General features: G+C 36.6%; 12 protein-coding genes. 1 reads left to right on the forward strand and 11 read right to left on the reverse strand.

What is annotated here, in order from left to right:
• Positions 1–187 precede the first annotated feature (187 nt).
• From ACQKNX_RS17045 to ACQKNX_RS17065, 5 genes are all read right to left on the reverse strand, one after another.
• On the reverse strand, positions 188–646 hold the full coding sequence (locus tag ACQKNX_RS17045; protein WP_427430034.1) for an SRPBCC domain-containing protein: 459 nt from the start codon (positions 644–646) through the stop codon (positions 188–190).
• A 70-nt stretch (positions 647–716) separates the two neighbouring features.
• A complete protein-coding gene (locus ACQKNX_RS17050) occupies positions 717–1,691 on the reverse strand; it encodes a helix-turn-helix transcriptional regulator (protein WP_427429903.1) in 975 nt (324 codons plus the stop codon).
• A 365-nt stretch (positions 1,692–2,056) separates the two neighbouring features.
• Positions 2,057–3,250, reverse strand: a complete 1,194-nt coding sequence (locus ACQKNX_RS17055) for an acyl-CoA dehydrogenase family protein (protein ID WP_427429904.1) — start codon at positions 3,248–3,250, stop codon at positions 2,057–2,059.
• A 9-nt stretch (positions 3,251–3,259) separates the two neighbouring features.
• Positions 3,260–4,432, reverse strand: a complete 1,173-nt coding sequence (locus ACQKNX_RS17060; protein WP_427430035.1) for a saccharopine dehydrogenase family protein — start codon at positions 4,430–4,432, stop codon at positions 3,260–3,262.
• A 26-nt stretch (positions 4,433–4,458) separates the two neighbouring features.
• Positions 4,459–5,937: an aldehyde dehydrogenase family protein gene (locus ACQKNX_RS17065; RefSeq protein WP_427429905.1), complete on the reverse strand. Its 1,479-nt coding sequence runs from the start codon at positions 5,935–5,937 to the stop codon at positions 4,459–4,461.
• Between the two features lie 436 nt (positions 5,938–6,373).
• On the opposite strand from ACQKNX_RS17065, the gene ACQKNX_RS17070 reads away from it, so the two are divergent.
• Entirely contained in the window at positions 6,374–7,174 is an 801-nt protein-coding gene (locus tag ACQKNX_RS17070) for a TIGR00266 family protein (RefSeq protein ID WP_427429906.1), read from the forward strand.
• A gap of 297 nt (positions 7,175–7,471) precedes the next feature.
• Here the strand turns inward: ACQKNX_RS17070 and ACQKNX_RS17075 are convergent, their stop codons facing one another.
• From ACQKNX_RS17075 to ACQKNX_RS17100, 6 genes are all read right to left on the reverse strand, one after another.
• Entirely contained in the window at positions 7,472–9,250 is a 1,779-nt protein-coding gene (locus ACQKNX_RS17075; RefSeq protein WP_427429907.1) for an aminopeptidase P family protein, read from the reverse strand.
• The gene (eutH, locus tag ACQKNX_RS17080) at positions 9,240–10,355 is read right to left on the reverse strand and encodes an ethanolamine utilization protein EutH (protein WP_427429908.1); all 1,116 of its coding nucleotides are present in this window, start codon (positions 10,353–10,355) and stop codon (positions 9,240–9,242) included. The genes ACQKNX_RS17075 and eutH overlap by 11 nt, the downstream gene beginning before the upstream one ends.
• Before the next feature lie 40 nt (positions 10,356–10,395).
• Positions 10,396–10,974, reverse strand: a complete 579-nt coding sequence (locus ACQKNX_RS17085; RefSeq protein WP_427429909.1) for a helix-turn-helix domain-containing protein — start codon at positions 10,972–10,974, stop codon at positions 10,396–10,398.
• 311 nt (positions 10,975–11,285) lie between these two features.
• Complete coding sequence (locus tag ACQKNX_RS17090) at positions 11,286–12,248, reverse strand: 2-hydroxyacid dehydrogenase (protein WP_427429910.1); 963 nt, start codon at positions 12,246–12,248, stop codon at positions 11,286–11,288.
• A gap of 423 nt (positions 12,249–12,671) precedes the next feature.
• On the reverse strand, positions 12,672–13,964 hold the full coding sequence (locus ACQKNX_RS17095; protein WP_427429911.1) for a protoglobin domain-containing protein: 1,293 nt from the start codon (positions 13,962–13,964) through the stop codon (positions 12,672–12,674).
• 295 nt (positions 13,965–14,259) lie between these two features.
• Positions 14,260–15,093, reverse strand: a complete 834-nt coding sequence (locus ACQKNX_RS17100; protein ID WP_427429912.1) for an undecaprenyl-diphosphate phosphatase — start codon at positions 15,091–15,093, stop codon at positions 14,260–14,262.
• Positions 15,094–15,356: the final 263 nt, after the last annotated feature.

Here is a 15,356-nt window from a genome sequence, read left to right on the forward strand (position 1 = left end):
AATTAGACTACTAAAGTGTTATAAAGTTACATTTAAAGAAAAAATTTTATAAAAAAATAAAACGATTCATTGAAACAAAACTTCGAGGAGCTTGTCGGTAAATAAAAATAATCCATTTTGATAAAAGTATTATCAAAATGGATTATTTATTAACGGTTGCTCATAAGGACTGTCCTTTCTTCTCCTCTTATAAACCTTCACCATAATCTAGCGTGCTACCTGTTTCTACTAAAGTTTTTGTATTACTTAAAATCATCCACCAAGCTATGTCACTGTTGTCATAGGAGGCATCGCCTTCTTTCCATTGGTCATGAACAAGCGTCAATTTCGTGCATGATCCAACAGGCTCTAAAAGATAAGAAATTCTAGATTCCAATGCTTTATTTTCCTTAACATAAGACTTTCCAGGATAGTGCGTAAAACGTAGTAACCGATTTGGTTCATATTCCAATACGTTGCCGTATACATGTACTGTTTCATCTCCATCTACACCTGGACCGACGTATTCCAAAAGGTCGCCAACTTGAAATGTAGAGTTAATGACAGAACCATAATAAATTTGTTTTGTACCTTCAGGAGAGATAAGTGCTTTCCAAACTTCCTCAGGCGTACCTGCAATAAAAAATTGATACTTTAAATCATTCATCATTTTTATGCCTCCTAATAATTTTGTTTTGAACATTTACAGTATAAAAAAACTTCACTGACAACTACGGTCAGTGAAGTGAAGTATTTTGATAATGCTTGAATAACTCAAAGCTAATAGTTGCCAATTTTTCCTGTAATAAAGCTGGCTCCAAAATAGTAAGTGATTTACCATAGGGAAGAAGAAAATAAGGTACAAAACTATGAATGGACTCTTTATCAACCTTAAATAGAGCTTGATTATTTTTTCGTTCTATTAAAGCATGATTGAATAACCAATGCTGACATAAATCATCTAGCACATGTGCATTACTTTCGATACGGACTGAAACGAGTTTATCAAGCTGATTCGAATCAGGTAAAAGGTCTTTTAAAAAGTAAGAACGTGCTGAGAATCCAAAAGGCCGATCAAATTTTTGATCTGTTTTGGACAATGATTGAATACGATCAATTCGAAAACTCCGAACTTCTTTCCGCAAATGGCAATAAGCTACTGTGTACCATTTACTTTTCCAATATACAATACCATAAGGGTCGATATGACGAGATTGAGGTTCAATCTCTCTTTCTTTATGATAAACGATATTTACACTATAACTGTCTGCAACAGCCATTTCTAAATCTTGAAGAATAGATTTTAAAGAAGGCGCAACAGTCGGATGTATAACTTCAAATCCTCTTAAATGATTATTAATATGATTCAGTTGCTCCTCGTTTGTATACATTTTCAATTTAGAAATGGCTTCCTCTAAAGTTTCACTAAAGGGATACCCGGCATCTATCGCAAATTTCGCAGCGTGTACAAGCGCTTTCTGCTCATCCGGGTTAAAAAATAAAGGAGCCTTTGTAAATTCATTTAGTAAACTGTACCCACCGTTATGCCCTGCATCTGAAATGATTGGTACCCCACTTGCACATAGGGCATCAATATAACGGTATACCGTACGGATACTGATTTCTAATTCTTCAGCTAGCTCCTTTGCAGTCAATTGTTTCCTTGTTTTAAGGAGCCATAATATAGAAAGCATATTAACCATTTTAGACATATACAAAGATTCCTTTCTCCAAAATTCAAATCAACTAAAAGCGCTGATTCTGGAAGAACATTCTACTTTATTATAAATATCTTACTGTGGCATTTAAATAAAGATTGGTAAAATATTTCCTATATGGAGTTCAGCTCAAGATTGTAGATGGCTCCTGTCGTTGATTTCGATTACGAACACGCAATTTCCTCAGGAGTCTTCGTGGATTTTTTTCTTAGCAATACATAAAATTGTGTGAGAATTGTGTGAGTGCCTGGCACAATAACAAAAGGCATCAAGAGTGGTCTCTTGACGCCTTTTGTCGAGCATCTCAGCTGAACTAATTAATTAGTTAGCTTAACATCCCAAAATATAATATCTCGCTTTTACTCATCAAATGGCCATTTAGGTAACATTTTAGCTAACGGCTTATCGTTTCGTCGACCAAGTACATAATCGGCTTGCATAATGGTATGAATTTCTCGTGTACCTTCATAAATTACTGGCGCTTTAGAGTTACGAAGATAACGCGCAATAGGATAGTCATCTGAATAGCCGTACGCACCATGAATTTGCAGCGCGTCATCTGCTGCCTTATTGGCAAAATCACAAGCCTGCCACTTTGCCAACGAAGTTTCCCTCGTATTGCGAATACCGTTATTTTTCAACTCACCAACTCGATAAACAAGCAGACGACTCATTTGATAGCCTGCTTCCATTTTGGCAATCATTTGGCCAACAAGTTGATGCTCACCGATTGGCTTGCCAAATGTCTCACGCTCATGACAATATTTCACACTTGCCTCAATACACGCTTGCATAAGACCAACTGCACCCGCTGCTACTGTAAAGCGGCCATTATCCAGTGCAGACATGGCAATTTTGAAGCCTTCTCCCTCTTCACCTAAACGATTTTCAACAGGAATGCGCAAGTCCTCGAAAAAAAGTTCCCCTGTATTGCCTGCACGAATACCGTACTTCCCTTTAATCGCCTTGGATGAAAAGCCATCCATTGAGCGTTCAACAATAAAGGCACTGATACCATGATGTTTTTTCGATTTGTCTGTATAGGCAAAAACAATAAAGTGTTCAGCTATATCACATAAAGAAATCCACGTTTTTTGCCCATTTAACACATAACAATCACCATCTCGAACTGCAGTGGTTGTCATTGCCGCTACATCTGAACCTGCACCAGGCTCAGTCAACCCAAATGCCCCAATACGTTCACCTTTCGCCTGTGGCACAAGGTATTGCTGTTTTTGCGCTTCAGTGCCCCATTGCATTAACGTCATACTGTTTAAACCTATATGGACGGATACAGCCGTTCGAAAAGCTGTATCCCCTCGTTCAAGTTCCTCACAAACGATAGCAAGTGCATTATAATCCATGCCACTGCCACCGTACTTTTCAGGTACGCATACACCCATAAATCCGAGTTCAGCAAGCTTTGACCATATGCTTGCATCAAAGCTCCCCTCTGCATCCCACTTTGCAATATGTGGCATTATTTCATCATCAACAAACTGGCGTACGGTTTTTCTTAGTATTTCCTGCTCTGTTGTAAATTCGAAATTCAAGGCCTTCACCTACCATTTCACAATCATTGCAGACTTATGAGATGTTTCCTTAATGACAACCCCACGCTTAGCCATTTCTTTAATATACGGCTCACCTGGTACAATGGTTTCTGGAGCAAATACTCCACGTTCTGTAATAAGCCCATCGCCAATCATTTGTGCTACTACAGAAATTGTATTCGCTGTAGCACGAGCCATCGCTGTCTCATTAATTGTCATATCTTTACGTACGACCATTTCGTACTCATATGTGACCTGCTGTTGTGCCTTTTCACCTGCTACAATTACACGTAATAGCACCGCATCAGGCTTCGTTCCAAGTTCAAGTTTTTTCTTCAGTGCTTCCCTGACAACCGCTCTTACAGGCACTTCTTGATTTTCTAGCTCTACATTATTATTAGCATCTAAAAATCCTAAGTCTGCTAATAATTTAAATTTCTCTGCATGCCCCTTATAACGAATCGTTTTATATTCTAATGTGTGGACATTTGGGAATGTCTTATAAAGAGTGGAAATGCCACCCGATGTATAAAATGCCTCAAGCACACCAAAACCATCGAAATATATAGGTTCAATTCCTGATAATGATGGAACTTCTTCAAGCTTGCCTTTTTGAATCATTTTAGAAGGTTGTGTATAGTGGTCAAAAACACCATCAAGAGAAAAGACACGCGTATAGTGCAAAGGTGGCTTCGGCTCTGTAGGAATGCCTCCCACATATAGTTTAATAGATTCTACTTCATCTAGTTTTGTTGCGCCATAGCCTGCTAATATGTTCACCATACCTGGTGCTACACCTAAATCAGGAATGATTGTCACACCTTTTGCCTTCGCTTCTTCATGTAATGCCAAAATATTGTCAGTTACACCACCGATATGTCCTCCTAAATCTACGGAATGTACACCAGCTTCTATCGCAGCCCTTGCCACACGTTCATTGAACGAATAGAACAATGCATTCACAACAACATTACCTTTTGCAATAACCGATGTTAATGAGTCATCACTTTCCGCATGCAGCTCTACTACTTCAACTTTATCTGTATTTAATGTATCTACAAATTTTTGAGCTGTATTTACGTCGATATCCCCTAAAATTACACGTTCAACATTGTTATTTTTTATTAAATCTCGAGCTACTTCTTTCCCCATCAATCCTGCACCTAATACAACAACTTTCATCATGAACATCCCCTTTCATTGATCTGTTACTTTGTATCGATTTGTGCTCTTTGTAATTTGCCGCTATAGTCAACGTATATGCTCTTCCATTCTGTGTAGACATCCAATGCTGCTACACCAGAATCTCGATGCCCATTTCCTGTTCCTTTCGTTCCTCCGAATGGCAAATGGATTTCAGCACCTGTCGTACCCGCATTGATATAAACAATACCTGTATCTAAGTCTCGTTGAGCGCGGAAAATCGTATTAACATTTTGTGAGAAGATAGAGCTTGATAAGCCAAATTTCACACCATTATTGACTTCAATTGCTTCATCTAAGTTGGCAACTTCAATAAGAGAGACGACCGGTCCAAAAATTTCTTCCTGTGCAATAATCATATGAGGCTTGACATTGGTAAACAATGTTGGCTCATAGTAAAACCCTTTATCGTAAGGAGCCTCGTTTAAAATTTTGCCTCCTGTTAATAAGGTTGCACCTTCCTGTTTACCAATCTGTACATAATGATTAATTTTTTCCAATGCTGCTTTATTAATCACCGGACCAATTTTCACACTTTCATCTAAACCGTCTCCAATTGTTAAAAACTGCATTGCTTCTAATAGACGGTTTTCTAATTCTTCTCTTACATCTTTATGCACAATCACACGACTACATGCTGTACATCGTTGACCTGCTGTACCAAATGCACTCCATAATATCGCTTCTGCAGCAAGCTGTAAGTCTGCATCGTCCATGACAATTACAGCATTTTTTCCACCCATCTCTAGTGACACTTTCTTTAAATGCTTCCCGCCAAGTTCCGCCACCTTACTTCCCGTTGTGGTAGAGCCAGTAAACGAAATCACTTTTACATCGGGATGCTCAATCAATGCTGTCCCTACAGTCGGCCCTGTACCAAAAATAATATTTGCTACCCCTTCCGGTAAGCCCACTTCCTCAAAAATTTTCCCCATTTCATATGCCATCATTGGTGTTTCATTAGATGGCTTCCAAATGAACGTATTGCCCGCGACAAGAGCAGGGAAAGATTTCCATGTAGCGATAGCAACAGGGAAGTTCCACGGTGTTATTAGGCCAACTACGCCTATTGGTGCTCGCACACTCATGGCGAATTTATTGGCAAGCTCAGACGGTGTTGTCTCCCCAAACAACCTTCGCCCTTCCCCTGCCATATAATAAGCCATATCAATTCCTTCTTGTACTTCTCCTCTTGCTTCTTCAATCACTTTACCCATTTCTTTTGTTAAAACGGTCGCCAAATAATCTTTCTTTTCTTTCATCCGTTGACCGATGGCATATAAATAATCTGCACGCTTTGGTGCTGGCACAAGTGCCCATTGTTTTTGTGCAGCCTTCGCTACAGCTACCGCTTCCATCACTTCATTTGCAGTTGAAAGCGGTATTGTTGCTAAGTGCTCTCCGTTTGCAGGATTTGTCACTGCTATACTTTGTAAATGCGAATGTGTAACCCATTTACCACCGATATAGTTTTTAATTTCCATTACAAACACCCCCTGATAAATCTATGATGCTTTGGCTTCCACGTACCTTTTGCTTTCGCTACAGAAAATATCTGCCGCTATTGCTTCCTATGTGCACTACATTACATATATGCAGTTACAAAGTGTCAAAATTCCGAATTTTCATTTTAAAGTAACCTCATGAGTATTAAATTAATCACGAAGCAACGTTGGTGAAAAATATCGGTGACATTACCAAAGGCTTTATCTTTGTCCAGCAATTTCAAATAGATAGTACATATTTTCATCACTATATAGACACAACTGGCGCAAAGATAAATAATACACATTCTAGTTTTTTATATTCGACATTTTCTAGCTTATTCCCTTTTTTTCTAAAATTATTAATTATGTACTGAAACTATCCTGTCTAATAATCGTATACAATAACAATAAACGATATTGGAGGAATTACATTATGAATAACCATGAAATCGACTACAAAATATTTGGTGATGACATGCAATATGTACAAGTTGAACTTGATCCGCAAGAAACGGTAGTAGCAGAAGCAGGAGCCTTAATGATGATGGATGATGCTATTGAGATGGAAACAATTTTTGGTGATGGCTCAAGAGGTAGTTCACAAAGCGGTTTTATGGGAAAATTACTTGGAGCAGGTAAACGTCTTGTGACAGGTGAAAGCTTATTCATGACTACATTTACGAACGCTGGTTCAGGTAAACGTCATGTCTATTTTGCATCTCCATATCCAGGAAAAATTATCCCTATGGATTTAAGTCAATTAAAAGGGAAAATTGTTTGTCAAAAGGATGCTTTTTTGGCGGCTGCTAAAGGCGTTTCAGTTGGTGTTGAATTCCAGAAAAAAATTGGCGTAGGGTTCTTCGGTGGTGAAGGCTTCATTATGCAAAAACTTGAAGGCGACGGTATGGCTTTCGTACATGCAGGTGGCGCAATTCATCAAAAAACTTTACAGCCTGGCGAAGTATTGCGTGTTGATACAGGTTGTTTAGTAGCGATGACTTCTGACGTTGATTACAATATCGAAATGGTTGGAGGCGTAAAAACTGCGCTATTTGGTGGTGAAGGAATCTTCTTCGCAACATTACGCGGTCCAGGTACTGTTTGGGTTCAATCATTACCGTTTAGCCGTTTAGCAAGTCGTGTCTTTGCAGCTGCTCCGATTTCACAAGGCGGTGGCGGACATTCAGCAGGTGAAGGTGGTATCGGTGGACTATTCGATATGTTCAATAAGTAACTAGAGCCTAGTCACAAAAAATAATTTCTGTCATCATCAGCTTTTTTCATAGGCAAATAGCTAGTTAAACAGGGCTCGTGCTTTTCCTGTAGTTGCAGTCCATGTTCTGTTTCGTTTCACTTAACATGGTTATTCAAAATGTAATAAATTACTTTGCAGGGTTGCTTGTTCTTTTGTAAGAATATCAAGCAACCCTACACTTATATTTAATGAGGCTTTTTCAAAATTGTTTGAGTGCCTGGCACCCATCGCGTGGGTAACATGGAAATTGTTTGAGTGCCTGGCACCGGCCATACCTTATTCTATTTCTTTCGTTTCTTCCCTTAACCATGCACTCTCTTCTTCATTTAAATAAGGCGCTAGCTTTGTGTAAACCTCTTGATGATAATTGTTTAACCATTGCTTTTCACTCTCTGTTAACATATCTTTATTGATACCCGCTAAATCAATAGGGCAATACGTAACTGCCTCAAACTTCATAAATTGACCAAATTCTGTTTTCTCATCTTCAACTACTAACATCATATTTTCAATTCTAATTCCATATTTACCTTCAAGATATATTCCCGGTTCATTCGTAACAATCATGCCTTTTTCTAATGTAACATGATTAGTATTGCGAATGCTTTGTGGTCCTTCATGAACATTTAGGAAAAAACCTACCCCATGTCCTGTCCCACACTTATAATCCAAACCATACTGCCAAATTGGTTGTCTTGCTAAAACATCTAAGTTAGAGCCTGTTGCTCCGTATAAATATTTTACTGAGCTTAATGCTATAAAGCCTTTTAACACTAAAGTAAAATCTCTTTTTTGTTCTTCGGTAAGTTTTCCTAAAACGATCGTTCGTGTAATATCTGTTGTTCCATCATAATACTGTCCACCTGAATCAATTAAAAATAATCCTTCATTGTTCAGAGTATGTTGCGATTCTTGATTAGCTTTATAATGCATCATCGCTGCATGTTCTTTATAACCTGCAATCGTATCAAAGCTAGGTCCAACAAAACCTTCTTGTTCACTTCTGAAATCTTCTAATTTTTCTTCTGCCATAATCTCTGTAATTTCTTCTTTATCTACAAAGTGTTTTAGCCACTTTATAAATTTAACCATAGCTAAACCATCTTTTATTTCACACCATTTTAAATTTTTTATCTCGACGTCATTTTTAATCGCTTTTAAATTCGTCGTAATGTTAGGACTTTCAATTTTCTTTGTTTTTTTATTAATGGCGTTAAATAATCTGATATTTGTTTTATTTGTATCTAAAATCACGACATCTTCGTGCGAAAGATTTTCCAAAAATGTTTGTATTTCGTCATTCTCTTTTACTTCAATTCCTTCTGCCTCTAATTCCGATTTAACCAAAGCGGGAACCTTGCACGAATCAATAAATAAATAACATTTATGTTCCGCTACGATTACATTGGCTATGGCAACTGGATTGTTAGGCACATCGTTACCTCTTATATTTAAAAGCCACGCAATATCATCAAGGGAGGTTAAAATATAATAATTTGCCCCTTTATTTTTCATTTCTGCTCTTACTTCATTTAATTTCTCTACTCGTGATTTCCCCGCATAGTTTACGTCATGCGTAAAAATCGAACCTTTAGGAATTTCCGGTCTATCTTCCCACAGGTCACCAATAAAATCTTGATCCATTTTTAATACGATACCTTTTGCTTTTAAATCTTCTTCCATCTTTTTAACCATATCTATTGAAAAAACATTTCCATCAAAGCCAACAACGCTTCCTTCATGCAGAACATCTGCTAGCCATTCTGAATAAAATGGTACCCCTGGATCTACCATTCTAAATAATCTAATTCCCGAGTTTTCAAGCTGCTTTTCAGCTTGAATATAGTATCTGCCATCCGTCCATAATCCAGCATCATTTAACGTAATCACTACAGTACCAGCAGACCCTGTAAATCCTGATATCCATTCTCTACATTTCCAATGTTCTGCTATATATTCACTCTGATGTGCATCAAAACTCGGAATTATATAAGCATCCATTTGATTTTCTTGCATTAGCTCTCTTAGCTTTTCAACTCTATTTCTAATATTCATTACTTATACCTCCATCATTCTTAAGACTAAATTTTTTATTTTCACGATCATACAGCCATAAGGCTAGTACTATACTCAACAAGCCTGCAGTAAGTTTTGAAACTATAAACGCTCCTAACATTTCTGGGGCTACTTCTGACACATATCCAAATTGGCCACCAAATACAAACGCTCCACTTACTCCGAAGGCAGTACATACCACTTTTCCTTTAGGATTCATATCCTTGTATGTGCCAAATATTAATAAATTGCTAGCTAAATTTCCGATAATGCCTGCTACCGCCGCCGAATTAATGCCAAATTTCTTCCCTATTTTTTTAAACCTATTTTTAAAAATTAGATTAATCAGTTCTAGCATAGGATATGCACCAGCTAAAATAAATGCGATTTTGCCTACTATAACCATAGATTCAGAAAGAGGTGCTAATCCTGAAACAAGCTTAACACCAAATATTACATCTACACCTTGTAAAAGTAATCCTACAGCACTTAGACTCATTATAAGCTTGCCAAATACATTAAAAACTTTTATAAACACATGTGGAGCTTTTAATAATCCAACCCCTAATATAATGGCAAAAACAAATATAGGTACCAGATTCCATGCTAATAGATTAAAATTCATTTTTTGCCATAAGCCTGCTGCAAGGCATCCTATTGGTATCGTAATAATTCCAACCAAAACACCTTTAGAAAAAAATTTCTCATCTTCTTTCGAAAGCATTCCTAAAGCGACAGGAATTGAAAAACTAATTGTGGCTCCTAAAGTAGAAGCAATGATAATTCCTGAGAATGCTCCCATTTCCTTTGTCATTGCTAGCTCCTCAGCCATTTGATAGCCCCCCATATCTACAGCTAAAAATGCTGCAGGAATGATAGAAGGATCTAAATGAAATACTTGACATATTGGAATAATCTTAGCGGATAAAAAATTTGCTAATATAGGTGCTAAAGAAAGTATTCCTATCATACCAAGCCCTAAAGCCCCCATGGTTTTTATGCCTTCCTCAAATTTCCGGCCCAGTTTTAAATGATTACCGGTAATATAATCAATACCTCCGATTACAAAAAATGAGCCAATTAGGAGCAATACAAATTTATCCATTGTTATTTTCACTTTCTATTAACTTTATTTAACGTTTTGACTAATCGGAAGCTATATTGTTTAACTTACTATTATAGAAATTAGGCGTATTAACAGCGATGAGCTTAACCTTTTTATTCGTATAATTTGCCCAATTGTGAGCAATATTTGAGTCCATATGAATACTATCACCAGGATACACTTCATAGTTCTTACCATTTATGTAAACCGTTAATATACCCTCTAAAACATAAATGAACTCTTCTCCCTCATGCTTATAGGATAATATTTCTTCGTCTTTCTTTTGAGGTAATATTTCGATAAGCCTAGGAACAAGTTGTTTATTTTCCAAATTTGTACTTAAACTATACTTAATAAAGCCACCATCTACGGCGTCTATTATTTCTTGTTCATAACTCCTTAAAACGATATCTTTCTTTTTATGTGGATAATCAAAAAAATGTGTTAAATGTACTTCCAAAATATCAGCTAGTTTTTCAAGTGAATCAACTGCTATAGTAGTAAGACCTCTTTCTAATTGAGACAAAAACCCAACAGAAAGTTCGCTTTTTTCGCTTAACTCTTTCAAAGTAATTCCTTTTTCAGTTCTTAATTTCTTTATTTCCATCCCTATATTCATTCCTTCACCTCCTCAAAATTTCATAATTGTGAATAATATAATACATTTAAGCTAAATATTCAATGTATTATGAAATAAATTCACATAAATGAAATTAATTAATAAACATACTTTCTTATTGCTCTCAATAATAGTGCGCAGTATTTACTCTTTCTGGTACAAAAAAAGACGCTCGATCCATTAGATCTTGCGCCTACGTTTTGCAATATTAAAATTAAAAAACTATCCTATTGTTACTACCCCAACTAAATTTGAAGTTGATTTCTAATGGAGGTCGCTCGCATGAGAGGAAGCACCCCTTTAATAGTTGTTTAGTCAATTCTATTTGATATCGGCTTGCCCTCTCCATATGCCATTAGTGCATTGACATTGAGCATTAGCATAGCTGTTCTTGTTTTTAATGACGCACTACCGATATGCGGAAGCGCAACGACATTTGGTAAGGTTAACAGTGGGTGGTCCAATGCAACTGGCTCATGCTCAAAAACATCTAGCCCTGCAGCCCATAGCTTGCCATTTTTCAACGTGTCATAAAGGGCATTTTCATCAATAATTCCTCCACGAGAGGCATTAATCAATACTGCATCCTCTTGCATTAAGGCAAGCTCCTTCGCGCCGATTAAACCAACTGTATCGCTATTATAAGGGGTCATTATAACAACAAAATCAGATTTCGTTAAAAGCTCCTCTAAGGATGCATAACGGAAGCCATACATTTCTTCCGCTTCATGGCGACGTCTACGGTTATGATATAGAACTTTCATATCAAAGCCCTTTGCACGTCTCGCAACAGCCTGCCCGATACGTCCCATGCCGATAATGCCAATCGTTGAGCCCGACACATCTTTACCAACTAATTGCATAGGGTACCAGCTTTTCCAATTACCATCACGTAAATAACGCTCACTTTCTGGTATTCTACGTGCTGTTGCTAGCAATAAGCCGAATACTAAATCAGCTGTCGTATTTGTTAATACGCCTGGCGTATTTGTAGCCATTATGCCTCTTTTGCGCAACGCTGGTACATCAATATTGTTAAAACCAACTGCTAGATTTGTCACTAGTTTTAAATTGGGGGCGTGTTTTAGTAATTCTTCGTCGACTTGGTCTGCAATCGTTACCCACAATACTTCACAATCGGCTACTGCTGCTAAAAGTTTGTCTCGCGGAATAACGATTTCTTCTTCCTCCCATTGTTCTATATCATAATGCTCTTCTAAAGGCTCAACAAACTGAGCCGGAAATTTTCGTGTAATAAACAATTTCTTTTTCATATTCCAACACCCCTTTGAGTCAATTCCCCATTTTGCCTTTAGCGTAACACTAATATGCTAACGTCACAAGCAAGCTTTTATATTCAATATTTCCATTTTGCACGATAAAAAAATACGGTTTTCTGCCTTTTTCAAATCTATCCTCCATATCAGTAATTTTATCCTTCAGTTATGGGATTTTATCCTTTTTCAAACTTTTCTACCCTCTATTTCAACAATTTTATCCATAAAAAAACTATGCACTTTTTATATGCATAGTTCAGAGTTATGATAACAGTCATCAAGAAGTTCAACTTGAGGTTTTTTGTAATTTTAAAAAAGGGATATATAACTATAAAAAACAAGGGCTTCCGCTTACGTTGTGGCTTGAGCGCAAAAAGTGTCTCACGCATCTTTTTAAGTACTATCTACCGATAATTTTAATTAGAAATCTTTAATTGTCGTATCAAGACGACTTGCAACTCGTTCTAATTCCTCCGAAGATTCGCCAATTGATTCAATTACATTTGCCAACTCAGTAATTTGACTTCCGACATTTTGGAAGTTTACAATAGAGCCCTCAACTGAGCCAGATATTGCATCGAATGCTTTTAGAGAGTTCAAATTTTGTTCGATACTATTATTTACGAGCTCTTGAATTTCTTGAATTGCCTGAACTACATGTTTCGTAATCCCATTAGACATGCCAATCAAATCTGCAATTTGTTCCACTGATTCTTTCGTTTGATCTGCTAACTTACGTACCTCATCGGCTACTACTGCAAAACCTTTTCCATGTTCCCCTGCCCGTGCAGCTTCAATTGCTGAATTCAATGCTAGTAAATTAGTTTGTCCAGAAATGCTTTTCACCATCTCGATTACATTATTAATTTTTGAAGAGGACTGGTTTAACTCCTCTACCATTATCGCCATTTCAGCAGTCTTATCATTAATTTTTCCAGTTTGCTCATTTAATAATACTATTTTCGAATAGCCTTCAGATGAAACTTTTTGCATCGTCTTGGCTTCATCAATACTTTCCTTTAAGTAAGCATCTACTTGCTTCGTACTAGAAATAAGCTCCATTACCGATTCATTTGTTTCATGAGACTGGGCTTCTAACTGCGTCGAAATTCCCCCAACTATATCTTTTACATGTGCACGGATACTACTTCGTTGCTCTTCTACTATAGAATTAGAATAGTTGTTATACTCTTCCAAAACAATTTGCTGTTCAAAATTACACATTTTACTAATAGCATCACATAACTTTTCTTCTTCTTCTTTTGATAGATGCAAATTATAGACGACTTTCCGCAAAGATTTTTCTAGGTTTTGAAACGCAGCTAGATACCATTTCGGATATAAATTAATCTTTACATGCATTTTCCCTACGCTCCGACGCTTTTCTAAAAAGTTGTCATCTATTTTTCCTTCAAACATTTCAATTATATGATGGCGAAGTGTTTGGCGAAGGCGCTCACTCGAACTGTGCTTTTGAATAACATCTCGTAAAGTTGGTACACTCTCTACTGCTTTATAAAATGTTTCGACCACTTCCACAACACTTTGCTCAACATATGGCTTTAAACTTTTTATTAACTGTAAATCTTGTTTTGTTAGATTGACGAGTTGTAGCTGTAGCAGACGTTCTGGATCTTGAATAGTTACACCTGTATTTGACACATCATTCATAACAATTGTATTTTGCTTAGGTCTATTCCTAAATTGAAACATCTTTCCACCCCATAAAGTAATATATTGTGCCATTCTATTTTTTCGTATGCAACTTATCTATAATTGATTATAAAGTGTATGTATTAATAGATACAATAGTTCAGTAAAAATTATCTATTATACCACCTCTTGACACTCATTATCACTGATTTTATAATACTTTTTATCTATTTTACCATACAACATTACCAATAATTAGTTAATAATAACGTTTTTATATTCACCAACTTAATGAATAGCTCTAGGTTCAAAAAAAAATCACTCATTATTGTGACAAATGAGTGACTTTTTTCATTTACATAAAAATAATAATACTTAGTATAGCAGCTAATACCAAACGATAAATCGCAAATGGCATTAGTTTTACTTTTGAGATAAGAGCTAAGAAAAACTTTATGGATAGTAATGCAAATACAAATGAACTAATAAAACCAACTACATAAAATCCTAAATAATCCATTGAAAGGGTATCCCAGTTTTTCAATACAGATACAAGGCTTGCACCTGCCATTATTGGAACAGCCATAATAAACGTGAAATCAGCAGCTACTCGGTGACTAATTCCGAAAAGGACACCACCTGAAATAGTTGCACCCGAACGAGAAAATCCTGGCCATAAAGATAAACACTGTACTAAACCTACTTTAAACGCCATGCCATAAGAAATATCATCTAATGATTCGACTTTAGGTTTTCTTGGTGCAAATTTATCGGCAGCAATCATTAAAATTGCACCAGCTACTAATGCATAAATAACATGCTCTACTTTAAATAAATGATCGTCAATAAAATCTTTAAACGCAAATCCTAATACCACTGCTGGTAACATACCGACAATTACATGCATTAAGTTAAAGCGACCTTTCATTGATCGTGATTGTCCACTAATATTATATAGACCCACGAGGCTAAGCATACGCTTCCACATGACCACTACGACCGCTAATATTGACCCTAACTGAACAACGATTTTAAAAGTATTAGCCGGATACTTTCCTAAAAACTCCTCTGTCTTTAACCACATATCATCCACAATAATCAAATGACCTGTAGAAGATACTGGTGCAAACTCTGTCATTCCTTCGACAAAGCCTAAAATTAGTGCCTTCAATAATTCTATTATATCCACATTGTCACCTTACCTTTTACCTTTATTCTTCTTTTGCTCTATGTGCGGAAAATGAAGCTTCTACAATAGATTCCAATTGTGAGATAGCTTTCATAAACTTCCTAGTACCTCATACGAAAGCTAGCTTCAGTTGGAGACAGTCAGCCTCTATGTTGAATAAAGCTACTGTGTACTTCTTTCACAATCCGAATTCACTTTAATTATGACAATAACATCAAATACTTGGCCATAATCGTTTTCTGCACGCACCAACTTATTATAAG

It is taken from the genome of Lysinibacillus sp. NPDC093712, assembly GCF_050280025.1.
In the GTDB taxonomy this organism is placed as follows: Bacteria; Bacillota; Bacilli; order Bacillales_A; family Planococcaceae; genus Lysinibacillus.

What these genes read in the sequence shown, in the direction of transcription:
- ACQKNX_RS17045 (WP_427430034.1), bottom strand. Translation starts at nt 646, where the DNA reads ATGAATGATTTAAAGTATCAATTTTTTATTGCAGGTACGCCTGAGGAA.
- ACQKNX_RS17050 (WP_427429903.1), bottom strand. Translation starts at nt 1,691, where the DNA reads ATGTCTAAAATGGTTAATATGCTTTCTATATTATGGCTCCTTAAAACA.
- ACQKNX_RS17060 (WP_427430035.1), bottom strand. Translation starts at nt 4,432, where the DNA reads ATGAAAGTTGTTGTATTAGGTGCAGGATTGATGGGGAAAGAAGTAGCT.
- ACQKNX_RS17065 (WP_427429905.1), bottom strand. Translation starts at nt 5,937, where the DNA reads ATGGAAATTAAAAACTATATCGGTGGTAAATGGGTTACACATTCGCAT.
- ACQKNX_RS17070 (WP_427429906.1), top strand. Translation starts at nt 6,374, where the DNA reads ATGAATAACCATGAAATCGACTACAAAATATTTGGTGATGACATGCAA.
- ACQKNX_RS17075 (WP_427429907.1), bottom strand. Translation starts at nt 9,250, where the DNA reads ATGAATATTAGAAATAGAGTTGAAAAGCTAAGAGAGCTAATGCAAGAA.
- eutH (WP_427429908.1), bottom strand. Translation starts at nt 10,355, where the DNA reads ATGGATAAATTTGTATTGCTCCTAATTGGCTCATTTTTTGTAATCGGA.
- ACQKNX_RS17085 (WP_427429909.1), bottom strand. Translation starts at nt 10,974, where the DNA reads ATGAATATAGGGATGGAAATAAAGAAATTAAGAACTGAAAAAGGAATT.
- ACQKNX_RS17090 (WP_427429910.1), bottom strand. Translation starts at nt 12,248, where the DNA reads ATGAAAAAGAAATTGTTTATTACACGAAAATTTCCGGCTCAGTTTGTT.
- ACQKNX_RS17095 (WP_427429911.1), bottom strand. Translation starts at nt 13,964, where the DNA reads ATGTTTCAATTTAGGAATAGACCTAAGCAAAATACAATTGTTATGAAT.